Here is a 20,985-nt window from a genome sequence, read left to right on the forward strand (position 1 = left end):
GAATGTTGACAAGTGGTTTTTTTATTTGTAAAGCCCCTTAGACCAACACAAATTAGGTGCCATAACCTACATTTTTATGATGCCATAAACAGCAAGCAATCCACCCTCTTCATTTTCTCAGCACCGGCTTCTTCCTTTTCATAATGTTGAATCCTGTCATGAAGGTCGGTATACAAAGTTCTGACAAATTCATCGGTAGACGTCATATTTTTTTCAATCATGCTTTCCTTCTTCAAATGATCTCCTCCTCATTTAATTGTAAAAATATTTTGATTTGTGATACTATTGCAATTGATGTGCCACGCCGAAAACCCTTACATATCTATTATTTTAGGAAAAATTGATTTCCATTTATGAAATTTTCATTTAAAATTGAAATACCTTTAGGGGAAAGAATGGGGGAGAGGATTTGACAAAAATGCATAGCGTTTTTCATGATGTTTTGCAGTCAACTCTTTTGGGGATTTATGATCAGCTGCTTATTACCAATAGTGACGGAAAAATAGTCGAAATTTTCGGAAATAAATACGATTTTTGGGGAGATATGTCTAATTTAGTCGATAGGAATCTATTTGAACTCGAAAAAACCATCTTTTATAATGAATCATCTTTAGAAGATCTACTAAATGGAAGTAAAAAATCTGTGATTCAAACAACTTGGAATAACAAAAGAGCACTTATTACCTGCTATCCAACTAATAACCTGGATGATGAAATCTATTATACATGGGGGATCAAAGCCCTGTCGAGAAATGACCACATCTTAATGGAGAACACGAGAGAGGACGAACATGAAGCGTTTCAAGAATCGATCAATGACGTCTCCAGATTATTTATTGTCAAAAGCCAAAAGATGATGAACGTGCTCGGCACAGTCGAAATGGCTGCGAAGGTATCGTCCTCTGTTCTTCTATTAGGAGAATCCGGCGTAGGCAAAGAGGTCATCGCGCGGGCCATTCATGACCTGGGCGTAAGGAGAAACAAGCCGTTTATCGCGGTCAACTGTGGCGCTATTCCTGAAAATCTATTGGAAAGCGAATTATTTGGGTATGAGGAAGGCGCATTTAGCGGCGCCAAAAAGGATGGGGCACCCGGAAAATTTGAGCTGGCCAACAAGGGGGTGCTGTTCCTCGATGAAATCGGCGAGATGCCGCTTAACCTTCAGGTGAAGTTATTAAGAGCGCTGCAAGAAAGAGAAGTGACCCGCTTGGGAAGCTCGGCTACGACCAAACTGGATATTCAAATCGTTGCCGCAACGAACAAAAACCTTAAAAGCTTAGTGGATGAAGGGAAATTCAGGGAGGACCTTTATTACCGTTTAAATGTCATTCCGATCCACATCCCTTCGTTAAGGGAAAGAATTGAAGAACTGCCTTACTTAATCCATTTCTTCTTGCATAAGTACAACACGATGTATGACCGGACCATTCAAATCAGTCAGGACGCCATCGACCTCATGTCGATCTATGAATGGCCGGGGAACATCAGACAGCTGGAAAACACGATTGAGAGAATCGTGGTGACAAGCAGAGATCCGGTCGTAGATGCTTCAGCGGTTCAGGAATATGTGCCAATTGAACAAGAAGCGGTGACATCCGCCCCACCTCTATTTAATCAGCTGATGCCACTGCAGGAAGCTACCGATCTCGTGGAAGAGCAGTTAATTACGATGGCCATGGAAAAGTATAAATCGATTAAACTAGCGGCCAAGGTACTGCAGGTCAGCCAGCCAACAATGAGCAGAAAGTACAGGAAGATTCTTGAGAAACGATCAGAACCGAACATCGTCCCTTCTGCGAAAAGAGACATCCTGGAAAATCAGCTCAATAGCCAATTGCGGGCGGTCGCCATCGCAACAGCGGCCATCATACAACCCGAAGAAGTCAGTGCACTAAAAAGAGAACCGACGCTGTCCAATCCAGTTTTCCAAAAGCTGCAGAACCAGCTCACAATGATCAGAAAGCAGGAAGGCGGCATCAAGTGGGCCTTTATCTTTGATATTCCGGAAGGCAAAACATTCAGGACGCTAGCGGCAGACAAAGACTTTACCATGAGACCTGGAGAGCTATATGAAGGCTCACCAGAATTCGTGAAAGTAGCGGCCAATGCGGTGAAAGGAAGAGTCGAAGTCACCCCGGTTTATAAAGACATCTACGGAGAATGGAAAACCAGCCTCGCCCCCGTCATCGACGACACCGGCCAAGTCATCGCCTTGATCGGCTATGATTACAGCAAAGAATACATTGAGTCGGAATTAGGTAAAATGGGGAAGGTTTTGAAGATTAATATTTAGTGAGGAGTGGTGGAGTTGGCTTCCACCACTTTTTGTTGTATTGGAGGTGTTGTTGAATGAATGGGACGATGCTGTTTAGATTGCAAGAGAAAATGAAGAACAAGCTAAAAGTTGTGGCTTTCATAGCGCTCTCCTTCTATAGATTAATGAATTTATATAGCCCTAACCAATATGCAGGCAACTTCATAAACTCCCCTGCGGTTAGAAGAACATTCCGTTTATCCAAGTACCAAGCTTCATCATTACGTGATGAGGCATCATAAATTAAATCAACACCACTGTCTTGATACACCCGGTCAAATATGAACTTCACGCGCCGCATATGATAATCGGAGGAAACAACGATGGCAGAGTCAAAGCTATACTTCTCCATCTTCTCTTTCGTGTAAAGAGCATTTGTATATGTGCTTGTAGCCTCGTTTTCTAAAATCAAATCTTCTTCTGAAACGCCAAATGCTATGGCTTCTTCAGGTGTTGTCCCGGCTTCCGTTGCAGCAGACAACATCATTTGATCAGCATAACCGTTATGGTAGAGCTCAGCTGCTTTTTCCAAGCGGCCAATGTCTCCACTTAGTACGACAATGACATCTGCCTTCTTTGGTTCTTCATCAATCACTAGAAAAAAGCGGGCAATAGGTATTAAGATAATCAAAATGATGGTAACCATAAAACTGTATCTCAGTATTGCCAGTATAGCATCACCTGTCTACTTTATTAAATTATTGTATTAAAGCAGAATTGCATAAAAAAATGAGCTAGCCATCTATAGACTAGCTGCTCATCGAATAACTCACACTATAAAATTCACTATAATATATTTTCCCTCATCTTAATAAAAAGTGCGCTTCCAAGATTCCGTTTTTTAGTAATAACATACTTCCCACAGTCAAAGCAACAACAATTACCATAATAACCGATCTCCTCATGAGCTATTGCTGCTAAACTAATAATCATTGAAAAGTGGATAATGGTTAAAAACTTCGCACCTTGACTTCTGATAGTTTCTCTTTAACTAATTTTAAAGCAATAGCAATAACAAATAGGAAACTTACCTTTTCCGCTTTCTTGAGTAAATCATAAGTTAAAGACAGAGAACCGTATAAAATATCCTCTTTTCGCTCCACTTGATAAAACAATTTGCCTTATTCGTTCATTCTAACCCCTTCAGATTTCACAACACTAATAACTGTCATCCAGATGATTTTTATATCAAAGAAAAAAGACATATGTTCTAAATAATACTTATCATAAGCCACTTTTTCTTCATCGGAAATAAAATCGCGCCCTTTTACTTGAGCATATCCCGTTAAGCCTGGTTTCAAAGCGTGCACATTTACCTTCTTACGTGCTTTAATCAACTCATATTGATTGTACAAAGCTGGGCGCGGACCAACGATTGACATGTCTCCTTTGATAATATTTAATAGTTGAGGCAGCTCATCCAGTGAGGTCTTGCGCAAAAAGTGCCCAACCTTTGTAATATAAATAGAGGGATCTCCCAATTTATCGGTCGATACATTCGGCGTATCTATCCGCATAGATCGGAATTTATAAATCATAAAATGGGAATCGTTTTCTCCTGCACGTTTTTGTTTAAAAAAAATTGGACCTGGAGAATCCATTTTAATAAGTAGGCAAAGAACAAGAAATAGTGGTGAAAACAAGAGTAAGGCAAAAAAGGATAACGTAAAATCCATTATTCTTTTAAGTAATTTATACATTATTTATACACCTATCCATATTATTTATTCACCCTTCTCGCTTCTTCGAATAGCTTCCCTCATGCCACACACATGATAATCAAGCTCAAAAGAAGAAAGCTCAGGTGCGTACGTCAAGTTTCCAAAGACCTTGTTAACAATCGCCTGCTTTCTTAATCCATTCTTAACAACTGCACCAGACACCTTGTCTAATTGGACTCTTTTCCCATGAACCCTTGCGATTTCTTTTACCATCTGCGATGTACATACATATTCTTGGTCCTGAGGATGGAAGATTCCTGACAACCTTCTTTCGATAACTACTCGAATAAACTCGCATAAGTTATCAATAAAAATCATACTACGTTCATTTTGAATATCTGGGAATATAGGTGTCTTCCTAGCTAATTTGCTAAGTAATTTATAATTCCCCGGGCACCCTGGTCCATATACCATTGGCGGGCGCAGAATCGCTACCTTAAAGTCTTCTGTTTGCATATTTAATAAGGCTTCTTCCGCTCCAAGTTTACTCTCGCCATAAAATGTTTGAGGTGACAAAGGAGTCCTTGAATCAATTATTCTCTTCTCTGTAACAGACCCTTCTACTCCAAAAACGGACATTGTGCTTAATAGTAGAAAGTGACGAACCCCATTTTCTTTTGCTTTATTTGCTAATTTAATAGTTAAGTCCCTATTTGTTTCTAAATAATCTTTCTTAGAATAATTACTTTCTTTTTTATGCACCAAAGCAGCAGTGTGAATAACACAATTACAATTTGTAAGGTCAACACTAGCTAAAGAATTGTTTCTTATTGAAACTCTTTCAACCTGAAGCTGACCATTTTTATAAGATAACCATCCATCTAACCTTCTTGAGATATAACCATTTTTTGAAGTGATAACAATGTTCATGATAATTGTCTTTCCTTCTCACCGGATTCATTTTCAAGAAACCTTCGGTAAATAACTTCGTACTCCCTTAGTACGTTAGACATTAAATAAGGTTCAACTAATTTAACTGCACGTTGAGACATCGTATTTCGTAATTTGTCATTTTCAAGGATATCTATAAAAGCATTTGTCAATGATACATCATCATCGAGGGGGACTACATATCCATTTTCATTATTTTTTATTAAATCTCTTGATCCCCGGATATCTGTTACTACACAAGGCACCCCATGTATCATCGCTTCCATCAGACTCTTGGGAAGCCCTTCCCTTTTAGAAAGTAAAGTGACCACATCCGACATCTCTAATATATAAGGGATGTCATTTCTATATCCAAGGAAACACACATTTTCTATTTTTTCTCTTTCGACATATGACTTTAACTCTAACTCTTTATTTCCCTTGCCAAGGATAAGAAGGGTAGTATTAGGGCATCTTTTTAAAATACTTTTCCAGTTTCTTAGCAAATACCGATGGTTTTTGTTCTCGTTTAACTCAGCCACAAACGAAACAATTTTCTGATCTGGAGAAATACCTAACTCTTCTTTTATTCCTCGTATCTTCAAACTTGGGTTATCGACTAATCTATTATCCACTCCTACCCCATGAACCATAAATACTTTACCTTCTTTGTAACCTAGCCTTAGTGCATTCAGATAGTCTTCCTTATTCATTATTAGAATACCATCTGTCCACTTAGCAGCAATCTTCTCAGCATTAAAGTAAAGAAGCCAACTTAGCTTTGAAGATCCTTTATAAAAATGAAAACCATGCGCCGTGTAAATCACCTTTTCTTTTTCCCTATTTCTCAATACCATCCTAGTTAGTAATGAGGCAACCGGCGTATGAACGTGAATAAGATCAAATGAAGTTCTATTAAATAACTCTTTTAATGATTTCATTGCCTTTATATTATCAAGGGAGAAAGGAGAACGTTCAAAACTTATATCATGACAAGTTACACCCATGCTGGAAACTTCCTCTTTCCTTCCCATTGAGGGGCTAGCAGCTGCATGAACGGAATAGCCCATTCCTTGTAGCAGATTAATAAATGGTTTATGGAAAGCTGCCAAGTGATCATACACTGAAGCAACGAATAATACCTTCCTCAATAGCTAACCCTCCTTCCTTCCTTAAAATGTAATTCGTTAACAAAATCCCTCTGGATTTTTCTTTTGCCACCGCCAAGAATCTTGACACATATCCTCTAGTGTCTTCTTTGCCTCCCATTTAAGCTCCTTATTTGCTTTGGATGGATCTGCATAGCATTCTGCAATATCCCCCGGACGCCGCTTTACGAATTTATAGGGGATTGATACACCAGTAACATGCTCAAATGTTTTAACTACTTCGAGTACACTATACCCTTTTCCTGTTCCTAAATTGTAAGCATCAATACCTGTGGATTTATTCAGTTTCTCTAAAGCTTTCACATGTCCATATGCCAAATCTGTGACATGTATGTAATCACGTACCCCTGTTCCATCCATTGTTGGATAATCGTTGCCAAATATATATAACTCTTTGCGTTTCCCGATCGCCACTTGCGTAATGTAGGGCATCAAATTATTGGGAGTTCCATTAGGGTTCTCACCAATCTCTCCACTTTCATGAGCGCCAATTGGGTTAAAGTATCGAAGAAGTGCAATACTCCAATTCGGATTGGAAATATACAAATCTTTCAAAATTTCTTCAACCATAAGCTTAGTACGCCCATATGGATTAGTAGAATGCAAAGGAGTATTTTCAACGATAGGAACTAATTCAGGAGCCCCATATACTGTAGCTGATGAACTAAACACAAGTTTCATAACGCCGAACTTTTCCATAACCTTACAAAGAACTAATGTACTACCTATGTTATTCTCGTAATAATATAATGGCTTTTCCACCGACTCTCCCACTGCTTTTAACCCCGCAAAATGTATAACTGAATCAATATTATATGTCATAAACAACTGTTCCAGTGCTTCTTCATCACGTAGATCAAGCTCAACAAATGGAATTGAGGCTCCTATAAGCCTTTCTAGTCGCTTTAATACTTCCCGGCTACTATTCACAAAATTATCGACAATAACAATTTCATATCCGTTTTCCAATAACAAAAGAGCTGTATGACTACCAATAAAACCAGTTCCCCCTGTTATTAATATCATAAAGACACTCCATTCAAGCCCTTCGCTGTTAATGGAATTATATCCTCCATTACTTGATTAAAAGAGCATTTACAAAATTAAATGCATCCGAAAACATTTCGGCTGCTTTTACTATCTATAATCTTAGCGGGCATAACATGACCCCCTTGATGCTTTTGTAGTTTTTGTTTAACCAGGTTTGCTTACTATTGCTTTTCCGAAAATCTTTCTTATCGATTTAATAATTACAACTGTTATAATCTCCATAAATCAATGTTGCTTGGACGCAATGAAGAATCAAGAGCACTTTTAATATCCACTACTATGCCCTTCCCATGTTTTAAAAGCTGATTAAACTGACTCCAGCCTTTAGAGACATATTCTACATGAGGGACAGCAAACACTACTGCATCTGCTGGCAAAAGTTTTTCATAAGAGACTAGTCGAACTCCATACTCTTCCATGGCTTCTTCCGGATTCGCTATCGCATCTGTTACTTGAACGTCCACCCCAAACTCTTGAAGTTCACGAATAACATCAATTACTTTAGAATTCCTTAGATCTGGTACATTTTCTTTAAACGTTAACCCTAGTACAGTTACTCTAGCTCCTTGTACAGGCATATTTCTGTGGATCATTTTTTTAATTAAAGAAGTCGCTACAAAATCACCCATATTATCATTGATACGCCGGCCTGCCAAAATGACTTGTGGGTGATGTCCTACACTCTCCGCTTTATGTGTTAAGTAATAAGGATCAACACCAATACAATGCCCCCCCACAAGGCCCGGCGAAAAGTTTAGAAAGTTCCATTTCGTTCCTGCAGCTTTAAGTACTTCAGATGTGTCAATCCCAAGCTTATCAAAAATGATAGCTAATTCATTCATTAAAGCAATGTTTAAGTCACGTTGCGTATTTTCAATAACTTTTGCTGCTTCAGCTACTTTAATAGAGCTAGCCTTGTGCACGCCTGCTTCTACCACAGAGCTATAGACATCCGCCACAATATCAAGCACTTCTTCATTCTGGCCAGAAACCACTTTTGTGATGGTTGTAAATGTATGTTCCTTATCCCCTGGATTAATCCGTTCTGGTGAATAACCGACGAAGAAATCCTTGCCTGCTTTCAGACCCGATTTCCCTTCTAAAACAGGCACACACACTTCTTCTGTTGCTCCTGGATAAACTGTTGATTCATACACAACAATTGTTCCCTTTTTCATATTGCTTCCGACTGTTTCTGATGCTTTAATAAGCGGCGTAAGATCTGGCTGCTTATTTTCATTAATAGGGGTGGGAACAGCAACAATAATAAAATCCACCTCAGCTAAGCTAGATGGATTATTTGTAAATTCAATTGTTGCCCTTTGTAGATCCTCAGAAGTTACTTCATTGGTGTAATCAATACCTTGGCGCAACGTTTCAATACGATATTCATTAATATCAAAACCGACAATATGATGCTCTTTTCCAAAGGCTACTGCCACCGGCAAACCTACATAACCTAACCCAACAACTCCAATTTTTCTATCCATTATAGTTTCACCCCATAATAATCAATGTACCAATCAATAAATTTGCCAACGCCTTCTTTAATGGACGTTTGTGGCCTAAAGTCAATATCACGATATAAATCTTCTACGTTGGCATAAGTAGCCGGAACATCTCCTGCTTGAAGCGGTAAATACTCTTTCTTTGCCTCAATACCCAGCTTCTCTTCAATTGCAGAAATAAACTCCATTAAATTAACGGGACTGTTGTTACCTATGTTATAAATTTTATAAGGTGCATAGCTTGTACCCGGATCTGGATTATTCCCGCTCCATTCTGGATTTGGTTCCGGTTTACGTTGAATTAAACGGTAAATACTCTCCACTATATCATCTACGTATGTAAAGTCTCGCATCATTTTGCCATTATTAAAGACTTTGATTGGCTCTCCATTAATAATTGCTCTTGTAAATAAGAACAAAGCCATATCCGGCCGCCCCCAAGGTCCGTAAACTGTAAAAAAGCGAAGCCCCGTTGTTGGCAACCCATAAAGATGGCTATATGTATGAGCCATCAATTCATTTGCTTTCTTAGTAGCTGCGTATAAGCTGATAGGGTGATCCACGTTATCATGAACGGAAAAAGGTAGACTCGTATTTGCACCATACACTGAGCTAGAAGAGGCATAAATAAGTTGATCCACTTTATTATGTCGGCATGCTTCTAAAATATTTGTAAAACCAACGATATTAGAATCAATATAAGCATGCGGATTTTCCAAGCTATATCTTACACCTGCTTGCGCAGCTAAATTAATAACAACGTCTGGCTTATATTTTTCAAAAATTGACATTACGATATCGCGATTTTCTAAATTTGCTTTTTCAAAATGGAAATTACTAGTTTCCAAAAAGGAGAGGCGAGAACGTTTTAAGTTCACATCATAATAATTGTTTAAATTATCTATACCTATAACAGAATAATTACTTTCCAAAAGTTTTTTTGCTAAATGCGAGCCAATGAACCCTGCAGATCCTGTGATCAAGATTTTCATAAAAAGACCCCCTACTTATATTGTTCTTCAAACCTTTTTACAATTTTTTTTATATCAAACTCTTTTGTAACACGTTCTCTAGCCAGCCTGCCAAATGACTCTTTTTCCTCCTCCTTTTTATCCAAAAACCCCACTATTTCTTCCGATAGTTTTTGAGCATCTTTAGGAGGCACCACTGCTCCTGTCTTACCAACTATATAGGCCGAATCTCCTACATCTGTAACGACGCAAGGTGTTTCACAAGCCATGGCTTCCCCTATAACATTAGAAAATCCCTCCCCTAAAGATGAAGAAACCAAGAGATCGGAGGCTGACATTATTAAAGGAACATCTTCTCTTCTACCTAACAAAAGAACGTTCTCATGAACATTATACTTACTAATTAAATTATTTAATTCATCATTCGAATAGTCTATCTCCTTCCCACACAACAAAAAGAGAACATTTTTATAAGAAAGCTTGACATAGCTGATAGCCTTTATCAAGTTCTCATGATCCTTTTGTATATCCCATCTTCCAACATGTGCAATTACATTTTTTCCCGCCAAGGAAGTATTAATTTCCCTTCCTAGCCTTTCTTTAGCCCCTTCTATTTTAGAAAAGTTATCAAGTTCAAATCCGTTTGGTATGGTTATTATTTTTTTTGTACTATATCCAAATTCTTTATGGCTTTCCACTGCCACATTTGAACAACTTATTATGGTATCTACTCTGTTGGTTTTTGAAAATAACGAATTTAATTTTGCTATTAGCAGTACCGACTTTTTGTTTGATGATTTATCAAGGTTAGCCTGGCGAATTCCCCAGATTAACTTTTGATTTTTTCTTTTAATTAAGTACCCAAATAAATCTGCATGATATAACCAAGTCTGTATGACAGCTGCCTCTTTAGTAATTTTTCTTGCTTTTAAAAGTAAGTCAGGATCAGGAGGCCACTTTTTCATTTCTAAGGCATGAACCTTAATTCCTTCCTCTCTAATCCTAGGCCCAAAAACGCCTTCATCTGTTAGGGATATAACCTCAAATTCATATAAATCTTTATTGAAATACTTTAATAATTTGAAGAGCATTGTTTCTGCTCCTCCTCCACCTAAACCAGTGATAATATGAATAACCTTTGTCTTTTTCATTTAACCCCTCACAATTACTCAATTAAATCTAAGTATTCTAAAGAAATAGAGCTTATATCATAACGCTTTATTACTCTTTCTTTTATATTTTTAGGGAAACTTGAAACTAAACTTTCAATCTCATTGAAATCTATTCGATCTAAAAAAAATTCTCTTAAGTTTAAACTATCTAGGATTTCCTTAGTTCCTCCTCTATGCTTTTTTATTAACATCGGCTTATTAAAGCTAAACGCCTCGAGAACAACATTCGGAAAACCTTCAGTTTTCGAGCATAAAAACATTGCTCTACATTCTTTGATGTACGGATAAGGATTTGATATCGCTCCTAATAAAATCACCCGGTCTTGAAGTCTCCTTTCCAGAATCATCTCTTCTAATTTATTCCTTTGATCTCCGTCACCAATAATAAGTAACTTAGGGGTTCTTTCACTTGTTAATTTACTATATTCGTTTATTAAGTAGTCTACTTGCTTAACAGCGCTCAACCTCCCTACATAGAGGTAGGTATCACGCATAGAATCATCAATATTATACGCAAGCGAAGCCTCATGATTTTTATTTATATTTATAGGATTATTAATAATGTAAGAATTATTGAGTTTTATAAGGTTTAGAAAGTCATCTTGCATACTTTGAGATTGGAAAATTACTTTATCAGCTTTTTTATATAGTCTAAAAAGCTTTAACATTAGCTTTTGCTTATGTCTGTCAGAAGGAAGACTTTCACTTAATATATTTGAATGCCGAACAAATAATTTAAAAGTAAAGTTAAATAGAGACTTAATAACTATTAACATTATATTAAGATGCCCTATACCAGAAAATACAACATCAGGCTTTGAGCTACGGAAATATCTAAGCAATGGAATAAAGGCAGCCTTCGTAGACTTTGAATTAAGGCATACCGTTACCAAGCCTTCAGGCAAGGTGTATTCGTTTTGTAGTTTAGTTAAATAAACTAATTCAATTTCATAATTTTTATTCTTATTAATTTCGCCTGCTAACTCAATAAATATCTTCTCCGCTCCACCAAGCCCTATGGAAGGCAAAATAAAACTTACTTTTTTTTTCACAGCACTCACTACCATTCCTCTATTATATGTTTTCCTTCCTCTTCTAATAAACTTTTGATATTAATTGCTTAGCTTTTATTTTTGCTCTAACCGTTTTGGAATTAAGATGGTCTATTGGATGTAACTTATAACTCTTTTGTGATTGAACATTATTCCTTTCTATGAACATTGAAAATACAACTAGCCAACTGATTATATGATCTATTTTGCCTAGAGCTGGACTTTCTTCCCTTTTCCACACCTTAATTAGATTTTCAATGGCTTTTTCATTAAATAAATTTAGTTTATATAATGTCCCTTTATCAAGCTCATTTACAATAAACTGTTTTAAGTCCCCCCTTAACCATTCTCCGTAACAATGATGGTTTTTTGGAAAATTATCCGCAATTGCGCCTTTATCCCCCTCTAGAAAGCTCTTTCCAGTTTTTGCATATGGAATACTGCCAATTTTTAAAGGCAGAGACTTTAATATCTCCTTATATACTTCATCATTTCTAGTCTCTTTATCTAAGCTCCATATATACTGAACTACACTCGGCTTCGTAAATAATTGGTATATAGGTTTCTTTTGAGCAATTACGCTCATGGCAGTGCCTAAAAGTCTCCTTAAATAGTGAACATTCTCTTCTACCTCTCTTAGTTGGTATTCATTCTTCGCACCCATTAAATTATTCCTATAATGGATGTAATCACTTTCTATTATACTTCTACATTCCTTAATAGCTTCATCCTTAATTAAGCCTAACTTATTTATATTCCCACTAATATTACTCTTCAAATCAGAAAAGTGCACTCCTGAGTACAAACCTCTCCCCAAGGAATCCCCGTAAGTTCCTGCAATTATTATTTCAGAATGACTATCGTCTCTAACCTTATTCATACAGTGAAGATGAACTGGAGAAACTTCCGCTCCAATACTTAGAGCCTCAAAAAAATTCTCCTTTAAGACTTCAGAACTTAGTGTATAGTGGATATAATCCCATTCATAAAGATGCGCAATTTCTCTAGCATACTGCACATCTCTTGATTTCTCCATCCCCCAATTGTAGACAATAATATTACCACTAAAATCTCCTAATTCTTCTGCTTCTTTAAGCAAACCAGCAATAATCCTACTGTCTAACCCCCCAGACAATAAGATACCAATGTTTTTATGTTCACCTATATAGCTTAATAACTCCTCATATAGCATTTCCTTTAACCTTACTGCTACTTTCTCGGGATTACTTTTTTGATGTGAGTGGTCATATACAGTAGTATATGACCACTCTCGACCTTGTACTTTAGCCAACCAAGGCGTTCTGTTTACTTCCTCAACTAATGTTTTATCTCCAAAAATATAACCTTTGTGTAGAATTTCAATTACAGCAGCTTGATTTAATGAGTATTCTTTTCTTCCTAAATAATTAAGAGCTACTGGCATTTCAAAAGTGAAAAGTGTTTTGTCATACTGATTTATAAAATAAGGGTATTGGCTGCCAGTATGATTTTCAGTAAAAATCCATTTCGGCCAACTATTCAAAGCAATTCGTCCTTTCTATAAGTACAATAACTATCGAACTTACTAAATTAGCTTAGATATCTAGTTTTTATTTAATTGGTTGTTTCTTTTTATAAGCTAACATCATCAGGCATAATCCCAGAATGATAAACATAAAATTATTTTTAAACAAATTTGTGGGACCTGCATAAGGAATAAATAAAGCAATAAACACTATAATTCTAAAGTAAAAAATATAAGCTAGGTTTGTATCTATGTTGGCAAAAATTTTCTCTAATATTGCTAGTGAGCTTCCCAAAATGATGCAAGTAATTAATATGCCTGCAAGACCAAAACTATAATATCCAAGACTCAAAAAATCTACTGGTATTCCAGATAGCCCACCAAAGGAAGCAGTATTTAACTCTGTTTCTGTTGTTAGTTTATCCATTCCAAATTTGGAAATAAGCGAGTTAGGGATTAAATTAAAAATACCTATGTAGAAGTCAATAAAAAGTCTTGGTACACCGTCAAAGAAAGAATACTTTATGGCATTAGCTAAAGTGAAAAAGGGAAAAGAAAAGTCTAGTAAAATTCTCTGTAGTGATTCAAATAAACTAACTTCTGGTAGAGCAAAGTCATCAAGCACAAAGTAATGAAAGATCCTCTTTCCAAAAACTGTGAAGAAATAAAAAGTTATCATAATGAGCGCAAGGCTTTTTATATAAAGTTTCTTTGTTTTAAGAAGCCTTATGATTATAAAAGTAATAAAAAATAGAATTAATGATAATCTACCCGCTCTATTAAAAAGAACAAGTAATGCAGTTGAGGCATAAAGGATAAATAAAACAAAATTGATTCTCTTGTACCTGGAACTCTTACTATCTAAAAATAACCCATACGCTAAAAAAGCACAGTATGCTAAAACCGTCACTATATTGGTCAAAAAGCCATACTCTAGCACTGCCTGATCAGCATTTCTAATTATTATGCCTACTTGCAAATATTCCAAGACCCCTCCTGCTTCTATAATCAAAATCATCAGGGAGGACAACCCAATTAATCCAAATATATTATTCAAAATAAATACTTTGTCCATTCTGATTTTGTTCCATTGGAAATTGCTCAAACTGTCCATTTTAACTCTCCGAGAAATTAAATAACTTAACACTAAAAATACATAACCTATTAGCGAAAAAATAGATGCAATTAAATAATATTTTTCTGTTAGTGGATTTTTCTTCATCCATAGAGCCAATTCTATATTCTCTCTAAATACCATTAATAACATGGGGGTAAGGGCGTAGCATACAGCAAAAGTTATATTTACTACTGACAAAGAATTGAATATTCTTCTTCTTTTATTGATCGCCAACTCTACAAATGCAATTAAAAATAGCAATATTAAACTTGGTAAAATCGAATATATTCCTATCATTATTCCTCCGATTCAAAGTCTTATGAATTTTAATTTTTCTTGAGTTTTGACTCGTTATGTTTAAAGTTTTTTATTAAAAACAAATTTACATATTTTTCTCAACCCTGTTACATTAGCAATATATGAGAGGACTATAAAAGTTATAAAAAAGAGAATCATTGACCAAAAAAGAGATAATCCTCCTAAAGCAAAATCAAAAAGTAAATACATTATTAAGCAAATCAAAGAAACTTTAAAAAGGTCTAAGAAGTGAGGCGGAATTTTAAAAACACTTCTACCTATAATAATACTTAGACATAAAGCCAGAAAATAAGAAGCGACTGTAGCTATTAATGCACCTTGAATATCGAGACGAGGAATTAGAACAAAATTCAATATAATATTAATTATGGCTGCAAAGAAAACAGGAACCACTTGAAGCTTAGTTTCTTTCGAAAGTTGAAATGAAAAATCAAAGTAGTAAGATTTTATTCCCGCTATGAAAGCCGCTACTGCACTCAATTGTAATGTCTGAATAGTTGCTTCATTATTATATTGTTCACCTAGCCCGATAGCTACTAGAGACTCAGCGTAAATAACTACAAAAAGAACTATAGGTACAACGCCTATCATTAGCAGGCTAAAATACTCCTCTAACCTTCTTGCAAAAAGTTTTAAGTTTTTATGTTCCAACTCTCTTATTATTATAGGCAAATAAGCAAAGTTCAAAATCATAAAGATATTGGTTACAAGGAAACTAGATAAATCATACCCTAGTGAATATTCGGCTAACTTCTTACTATTACTGAAATACTCTATCAGTATTCTATCGGAAGTTGTTAAGACAAACGATAGGATAAATGTAAAGGTTAAAGGGATACCGTATTTAAAAAACTCAGTATTCAATTTTCTCTGCATCAAATCTAAAACGTCTTTATTAATTTTCTCTCGATAAAATACATCTGGAAATCTAATGAAGTAATAAACTACCAAAGCAAAATTTGATATTATCATTCCAATAAATATTGCTTCTTCCCCTAAGCCTTCTAGCTTTACAAGTAGAATTACTATTAATAACGTTAAGCCCGCCTTAATAATAGAAAACACAGCAAATATACCAGAATTCAGTTTTGCTCTTGTTAAGGACATTATTTGCTCGAACAATGAAAGAATAATAAGCAATGGCAGGCCTAGTATAAATAATATCTTGTATTCGTTGTGATCAAAGAAATAGACTATGATCACGAGCCAGGGAATTGCAGTCAGCAGCGCAGTGATTGTGAATAACCTGAGAGTATACTTTTCAAAAAACAGCTGCTTATTTTTGTACGATTGATAGAATCGAAAAGCACTCAACCTAAGCCAAGAGAAAAAAAGCATGTGGAAAAGCATTACAAAAGCAAGAACATAACTATAACTCCCATACTCCTCTCGCGAAAAGATTCTAGCGTATAGTGCTATCGATAAAAGATTTATTAATCCGGGAACTATTTTTGAAGGTGCATAATTTAGTAAGTGTCTAAGCATAATTTTACCTCTTTAATCGAAACCTCAAGCTGCTCTATGTTCCATGTTTTATTTAATTGCCTTTTGACTTCTAAAACACTCTTATGGTAAAAGAATCTATAGAATATTAAGCCTCTAATATACCCCCTCTAAGCTTTGTGGTTTTATATTTCGATGAAAAGGGACCACCTAATCTATAAGAGCTTACTAAAGCATTAGAGTTATTCTAATTGGTCACTTTTTCTATCTCTTTATATAGACCTTCCTTAGTGTTTGCGACTTTAATTAGAGTCTTACGTAATTCATCACTCTCTTTCTGCAGAAGACAGCTAACAAAATTCCATAAAATCTCTCCTTCCACAGTCTGCGCTTTCCCAATGTGAATCTTTGGAAATACTTGTTCTGGATGTACCTCGTTTTCATTTAGTAATTCCTCAAACATTTTTTCTCCCGGACGCAATCCAGAAAATTTTATACCAACGTCTTCCAAACTGTAGCCTGATAATGTAATCAAGTTTCGCGCAAGATCTACAATTTTAACTGGCTCTCCCATATCTAGGACAAAGATTTCTCCACCTTTTGCAAGTGCACTAGCCTGGATTACAAGCCGGGATGCTTCCGGAATAGTCATAAAGTATCTTGTCATATCTGGATGGGTAACCGTAACTGGTCCTCCTGCCTGGATTTGCTTCTTAAATAATGGAATAACAGATCCACGGCTGCCGAGGACATTACCAAAGCGAACAGCCACAAAGTTCGTTTCACTTTCTTTATCTAGTTGTTGGATAACCATCTCAGCAACACGCTTTGTTGCTCCCATAATGTTCGTTGGATTCACCGCTTTGTCTGACGAAATTAATACGAACTTGCCGACGCCTGCTGTAGTGGCTGCTTCTGCGACATTCTTTGTGCCAAAGATATTATTCTTGACTGCTTCTTTCGGATTGTATTCCATTAAGGGAACATGCTTATGAGCAGCTGCATGATAGACTACATCTGGCTTATGCTCCTGCATAATGCTGAACATTCTTTCACGGTCTTGGATATCACCAATGACTGGGATAATTTCAATGAGTTGTTGATATCTATTGCGTAATTCCATGTCGATTTGGTAAATACTGTTTTCACCATGACCAACTAGTACTAACTTTCTCGGATGGAATACCGCGATTTGTCGGCAAATTTCCGAACCGATCGATCCACCGGCACCTGTTACAAGAACAGTCTGACCGGTAACATATTGAGCAATGCTTTCAATATCCAGTTCCACTGGTTCTCGTCCAAGTAAGTCCTCTACCTGTACTTCACGGAACTGGCTGACTGATACGCGTCCCGTCATGACATCTTCAATCATCGGCATGATCTGGATTTTTGCTTTTGTTTTCGCACATTGATCATAAATATGTTGAATTTCGCTTCTCTTTAAGGAAGGAATCGCGATGATGATGTTGTCAATTTGCTTGTCTTCCACGACTTGCGGAATATCCGCGGTCCTTCCCTCTACCGTAATCCCATGAATCTCAAGACGCTGCTTTCGTTCATCATCATCGACAAATGCGACCGGCTGCAGGTCTGTTTCATTATGCTGCAGCTGGCGTACGACGGTCGAACCACCGGAACCTGCTCCAACAATGAGGGCGCGCTTTTTCTCGTCGCTTTCTGCGACGAAGCGATCGCGGTACAAACGCCAAGAAAAACGCGAGCCACCGATAAGAAGTACATGCAGCATCCATGTTAGTAGTAAGACACGGATGTAAATGTCCTGGAAGGCAAGTGTCTGAACAACAGCGGTGACTGCAATTGATAATGTGACAGCTTTTACAATCGCTAGTAACTCCCGCACGCTTGCATACTCCCATGCCTTCTGGTATAGCTTGTACACCCAAGCGAACACATGATGGCTAATGAAGAGCGCAATAGAACTAATAAATAAAGTCCCTGAATTATAAATATCCATATACGGATGCAGAATGAAGTAACCAATATAAATAGAGAACAAAACAATAACCGAGTCCACACCGATTAACAGGGACAATCTTTTTTGATAGGTCACGAACCTTTCACCTCTTTTTACATAATAGATTGATAAACAAATATAAGACTTCCACAAAAAAACAGTTAATAGAAGCCCACTTCGAGAAATGAGCTTGTATTAACTGTTTTTTTATCAAATAAAATCGGGCATCTAACCCGCCCTCACACCACACTATCGACGACTGGCGTCTAAGGCTTACTTCCTCGTGCAAACCCACAGTGCAGCCGAGTGCCTCCATTGATACTGGTGAGGAGACATTACCATATTGATGAATTTGTTCATCTTCCATACTTTTTGATCATGATTTACCAATTGGTGTGCCCGAAAAAAGAGGGCGTTCTAGCCGACGTACTGACTAGAAGAGGCCCAGAAATTTCTTCCGCTTGTGAATCCGTTGCGGCGGTTCTTTAAATAAACTGCTGCCTTCTAAAATGTATTCTGCATTTTCCCTGAAGTAATAAACAAAGTCCACGCCGAGCTTGCTTTCCAACCGGTCGTATGCCTTCTCCATATGGAAGGAACGTGTCTTCGTATTATGCGCATCAGATGCGATAATATGAGTCAGATTCGCTTCGATGAGCTGTTCAGTGAACGTTTGAATCTTCTTACCAAATTGTCCCGTGTAAGAAGAAGCCGTAATTTGTGTGGCCGCTCCGTTCTTCACGAACGAATAGAGCTTGTCCGGGTGCTCGATCAGCTCCTGGTTCCGCTCTGGATGAACAATGATCGGCTGGATACCTTTCATCTGCATGTCATACAATAACTGCCCCGCGTATTGTGGCACGTAGCCAGATGGAAATTCAACGAGCATGTAAGATGAATTGCCGCCAACTGTTAACAGTTCTCCATTCTCGTAATCTTCCAGCAGTTCTCCGTAGATACGCACTTCTTGTCCTGGTAGAACGTTAAGGCTAATATTATTTTTCTTTAACTCTTCGTTTAAGGCATTTACATTCGCTATAATATCTTTCTTTCTATTATCATAGGAGCCGTTCTTATGATGAGGCGTTGCAACGATCGTCCTGATTCCCTGGGCTTCTGCCTCCTTCGCCATCTGGAGACTTGCCTCAAGTGTAGACGCCCCATCGTCCACCCCGGGTAATATGTGACAATGAAGATCAATCATGTGTTTACTCCCCTTTCCCTTGTATCAGTTCGCAATAGAGAACACATCATTAATCTTACTACATTTATGGCTTTCTACCCATATATTTCTTCATATTTTTTTCGACAATATTTTCATCATCAGTTATTTATTACCATAATAGTAATAATAGTTGGATTCTTTCAAGCTGCGATTATTGAGAACGACACCGAGCAAGCGGGCATTGGCTGCTTCTAGCAATTCCTTTGCCTTCGCTGCTGCATCGACCTCTGTCTTGCCGCTATTCACAACGAGTACTGCTCCGTCGCACTGGTTCGCTAGCACTTGAGCATCCGTTACTGCAAGCACCGGTGGCGTATCGAAGATGACCATATCATACAGCATATAAGCTTCTTTAAAGAATTCCTTCATCGCTCTTGAGCCGAGCAGCTCAGCCGGATTTGGCGGGATCGGTCCTGAGCTAAGCATTTCCAGCCCGCTCACATCTGTTCTTGATACCGCTTCTTTAATCGTCTTCTGCTTCGCCAGCACATTCGTTAAGCCGATGTTGTTCGGTACGTTAAACGTATATTGCATCGTCGGCTTCCGCATATCGCTATCGACGAGCAGGACGCGCATGCCTTGCTGGGCGAAGGTGATCGCTAGATTTGCTGTCGTTGTGGACTTTCCTTCCGCCGGGCTGGCAGAGGTAATCATTAAGGAACGGATCGTTTCGTCCACAGTTGAGAACGTAATGTTCGTGCGAATGGTCCGATACTGTTCCGAGATCGGCGATTTCGGGTTTGTTTTTGTCACAAGCTTCCGCTGCGCCTGTCCAGGAGCCTGCTTTTTCTTACTTCTTTTAAGAGCCAACCTTCTCACCTCGTACGTCTGCTTTTCTCTCCGGGAAGTTCACGCTCTTCCCTCTTGCTTCTGCTTCGATCGTCGTTACGCTTCCTAATACCGGAAGATCCAGCATTTTCTCGACGTCTTGCTCTGTCTTAATTGTGTTGTCTAAGTATTCAAGCAGGAAAGCGAGTCCTACGCCCGCCATTAAGCCGACCACAAGAGCAATCGCGATGTTCAACAGCGGCTGTGGCTTCACTGGTCCCATACCTTCTGCGACCTCAGCCGGTGCTAGAATGCTGACATTATCGACGTTCATAATATTCACGATTTCGGTTTCGAAGACGTGCGCAATCTCATTCGCAATATCCGCTGCCATTGTTGGATCTTCATGCTGCACGGATACGTTCACGACTTGAGAATCCTGCTCGCTCTGAACGGTGATTAATCCATTCAACTGAGAAGTCGTCATACTTAAATCCAGGTTTTCAATGACCTTATCTAAGATCGCCGGACTCTTAATGATCACATTATATGTATTGATCAGCTGCAGGTTCGTCTGCACTTCCGACGGGTTGTAGATTTGCTGGTCCTCTTTTGCTTGGTTCACAAGAAGCTGGGTCGAAGTCTGATAGACCGGCGTTAATAAGAAATAACTGATAAGTCCGCTAACTAATGCTGCTGAAAAGGCAATAAACAGAATCATCTTTATACGCTTCTTTAACGTCTCGGAGAGTTCGCGCAAGCTGATAGTTTCTTCCATGTTTTCCTCCTAAATATCATATCTGGT

Annotated in this window: 18 protein-coding genes; 1 reads left to right on the plus strand and 17 read right to left on the minus strand. The window is 37.7% G+C overall.

The window, feature by feature from the left end:
• Nucleotides 1–74: 74 nt before the first annotated feature.
• Nucleotides 75–236 (minus strand): hypothetical protein, encoded by a 162-nt coding sequence (locus tag QY97_RS20450; protein ID WP_157761894.1) that lies wholly within the window; start codon nucleotides 234–236, stop codon nucleotides 75–77.
• A 182-nt stretch (nucleotides 237–418) separates the two neighbouring features.
• Here QY97_RS20450 and QY97_RS11560 point away from each other — a divergent pair, with 182 nt between their 5' ends.
• A complete protein-coding gene (locus QY97_RS11560) occupies nucleotides 419–2,293 on the plus strand; it encodes a sigma-54 interaction domain-containing protein (RefSeq protein WP_046128735.1) in 1,875 nt (624 codons plus the stop codon).
• A gap of 136 nt (nucleotides 2,294–2,429) precedes the next feature.
• On the opposite strand, the gene QY97_RS11565 is transcribed toward QY97_RS11560, so the two are convergent.
• The 16 genes from QY97_RS11565 to QY97_RS11640 form a co-directional block, all read right to left on the minus strand.
• A complete protein-coding gene (locus QY97_RS11565) occupies nucleotides 2,430–2,960 on the minus strand; it encodes a YdcF family protein (RefSeq protein ID WP_046128732.1) in 531 nt (176 codons plus the stop codon).
• Between the two features lie 475 nt (nucleotides 2,961–3,435).
• Complete coding sequence (locus tag QY97_RS11570) at nucleotides 3,436–4,014, minus strand: sugar transferase (RefSeq protein ID WP_039231472.1); 579 nt, start codon at nucleotides 4,012–4,014, stop codon at nucleotides 3,436–3,438.
• A 24-nt stretch (nucleotides 4,015–4,038) separates the two neighbouring features.
• Nucleotides 4,039–4,905, minus strand: coding sequence for an NAD-dependent epimerase/dehydratase family protein (locus tag QY97_RS11575; protein WP_039231476.1), 867 nt, complete (start codon nucleotides 4,903–4,905; stop codon nucleotides 4,039–4,041).
• Nucleotides 4,902–6,056, minus strand: coding sequence for a glycosyltransferase family 4 protein (locus QY97_RS11580; protein WP_039231479.1), 1,155 nt, complete (start codon nucleotides 6,054–6,056; stop codon nucleotides 4,902–4,904). The genes QY97_RS11575 and QY97_RS11580 overlap by 4 nt, the downstream gene beginning before the upstream one ends.
• A 36-nt stretch (nucleotides 6,057–6,092) precedes the next feature.
• The gene (gene galE, locus QY97_RS11585) at nucleotides 6,093–7,100 is read right to left on the minus strand and encodes a UDP-glucose 4-epimerase GalE (protein WP_039231482.1); all 1,008 of its coding nucleotides are present in this window, start codon (nucleotides 7,098–7,100) and stop codon (nucleotides 6,093–6,095) included.
• Nucleotides 7,101–7,333: 233 nt separating this feature from the next.
• Nucleotides 7,334–8,614, minus strand: a complete 1,281-nt coding sequence (locus QY97_RS11590) for a nucleotide sugar dehydrogenase (protein ID WP_039231483.1) — start codon at nucleotides 8,612–8,614, stop codon at nucleotides 7,334–7,336.
• Nucleotides 8,614–9,624, minus strand: a complete 1,011-nt coding sequence (locus QY97_RS11595) for an NAD-dependent epimerase (RefSeq protein WP_039231487.1) — start codon at nucleotides 9,622–9,624, stop codon at nucleotides 8,614–8,616. Before QY97_RS11595 ends, QY97_RS11590 begins: the two co-directional genes overlap by 1 nt.
• Before the next feature lie 11 nt (nucleotides 9,625–9,635).
• Nucleotides 9,636–10,754, minus strand: coding sequence for a glycosyltransferase (locus tag QY97_RS11600; protein WP_039231490.1), 1,119 nt, complete (start codon nucleotides 10,752–10,754; stop codon nucleotides 9,636–9,638).
• Between the two features lie 14 nt (nucleotides 10,755–10,768).
• Nucleotides 10,769–11,836, minus strand: a complete 1,068-nt coding sequence (locus QY97_RS11605; RefSeq protein WP_157761895.1) for a glycosyltransferase — start codon at nucleotides 11,834–11,836, stop codon at nucleotides 10,769–10,771.
• A 34-nt stretch (nucleotides 11,837–11,870) separates the two neighbouring features.
• Entirely contained in the window at nucleotides 11,871–13,349 is a 1,479-nt protein-coding gene (locus QY97_RS11610) for an asparagine synthase-related protein (protein WP_039231497.1), read from the minus strand.
• A gap of 67 nt (nucleotides 13,350–13,416) precedes the next feature.
• Nucleotides 13,417–14,745, minus strand: coding sequence for a hypothetical protein (locus tag QY97_RS11615; protein WP_039231500.1), 1,329 nt, complete (start codon nucleotides 14,743–14,745; stop codon nucleotides 13,417–13,419).
• Between the two features lie 60 nt (nucleotides 14,746–14,805).
• The gene (locus QY97_RS11620) at nucleotides 14,806–16,251 is read right to left on the minus strand and encodes an oligosaccharide flippase family protein (protein WP_039231502.1); all 1,446 of its coding nucleotides are present in this window, start codon (nucleotides 16,249–16,251) and stop codon (nucleotides 14,806–14,808) included.
• A gap of 205 nt (nucleotides 16,252–16,456) precedes the next feature.
• Entirely contained in the window at nucleotides 16,457–18,283 is a 1,827-nt protein-coding gene (locus QY97_RS11625) for a polysaccharide biosynthesis protein (protein WP_039231504.1), read from the minus strand.
• A gap of 337 nt (nucleotides 18,284–18,620) precedes the next feature.
• A complete protein-coding gene (locus QY97_RS11630) occupies nucleotides 18,621–19,391 on the minus strand; it encodes a tyrosine-protein phosphatase (RefSeq protein ID WP_039231506.1) in 771 nt (256 codons plus the stop codon).
• 123 nt (nucleotides 19,392–19,514) lie between these two features.
• Complete coding sequence (locus tag QY97_RS11635; RefSeq protein ID WP_039231508.1) at nucleotides 19,515–20,222, minus strand: CpsD/CapB family tyrosine-protein kinase; 708 nt, start codon at nucleotides 20,220–20,222, stop codon at nucleotides 19,515–19,517.
• Nucleotides 20,212–20,958 (minus strand): YveK family protein, encoded by a 747-nt coding sequence (locus QY97_RS11640; RefSeq protein WP_039231510.1) that lies wholly within the window; start codon nucleotides 20,956–20,958, stop codon nucleotides 20,212–20,214. Before QY97_RS11640 ends, QY97_RS11635 begins: the two co-directional genes overlap by 11 nt.
• Nucleotides 20,959–20,985 lie beyond the last annotated feature (27 nt).

It is taken from the genome of Bacillus thermotolerans (assembly GCF_000812025.2).
Classification (GTDB): domain Bacteria; phylum Bacillota; class Bacilli; order Bacillales; family Domibacillaceae; genus Quasibacillus; species Quasibacillus thermotolerans.

Excerpts from the sequence above, each read along its gene's own strand:
- QY97_RS11560 (WP_046128735.1), top strand. The coding sequence starts at position 419 with ATGCATAGCGTTTTTCATGATGTTTTGCAGTCAACTCTTTTGGGGATT.
- QY97_RS11565 (WP_046128732.1), bottom strand. The coding sequence starts at position 2,960 with ATGGTTACCATCATTTTGATTATCTTAATACCTATTGCCCGCTTTTTT.
- QY97_RS11570 (WP_039231472.1), bottom strand. The coding sequence starts at position 4,014 with ATGTATAAATTACTTAAAAGAATAATGGATTTTACGTTATCCTTTTTT.
- QY97_RS11575 (WP_039231476.1), bottom strand. The coding sequence starts at position 4,905 with ATGAACATTGTTATCACTTCAAAAAATGGTTATATCTCAAGAAGGTTA.
- galE (WP_039231482.1), bottom strand. The coding sequence starts at position 7,100 with ATGATATTAATAACAGGGGGAACTGGTTTTATTGGTAGTCATACAGCT.
- QY97_RS11590 (WP_039231483.1), bottom strand. The coding sequence starts at position 8,614 with ATGGATAGAAAAATTGGAGTTGTTGGGTTAGGTTATGTAGGTTTGCCG.
- QY97_RS11595 (WP_039231487.1), bottom strand. The coding sequence starts at position 9,624 with ATGAAAATCTTGATCACAGGATCTGCAGGGTTCATTGGCTCGCATTTA.
- QY97_RS11600 (WP_039231490.1), bottom strand. The coding sequence starts at position 10,754 with ATGAAAAAGACAAAGGTTATTCATATTATCACTGGTTTAGGTGGAGGA.
- QY97_RS11615 (WP_039231500.1), bottom strand. The coding sequence starts at position 14,745 with ATGATAGGAATATATTCGATTTTACCAAGTTTAATATTGCTATTTTTA.
- QY97_RS11620 (WP_039231502.1), bottom strand. The coding sequence starts at position 16,251 with ATGCTTAGACACTTACTAAATTATGCACCTTCAAAAATAGTTCCCGGA.
- QY97_RS11630 (WP_039231506.1), bottom strand. The coding sequence starts at position 19,391 with ATGATTGATCTTCATTGTCACATATTACCCGGGGTGGACGATGGGGCG.
- QY97_RS11640 (WP_039231510.1), bottom strand. The coding sequence starts at position 20,958 with ATGGAAGAAACTATCAGCTTGCGCGAACTCTCCGAGACGTTAAAGAAG.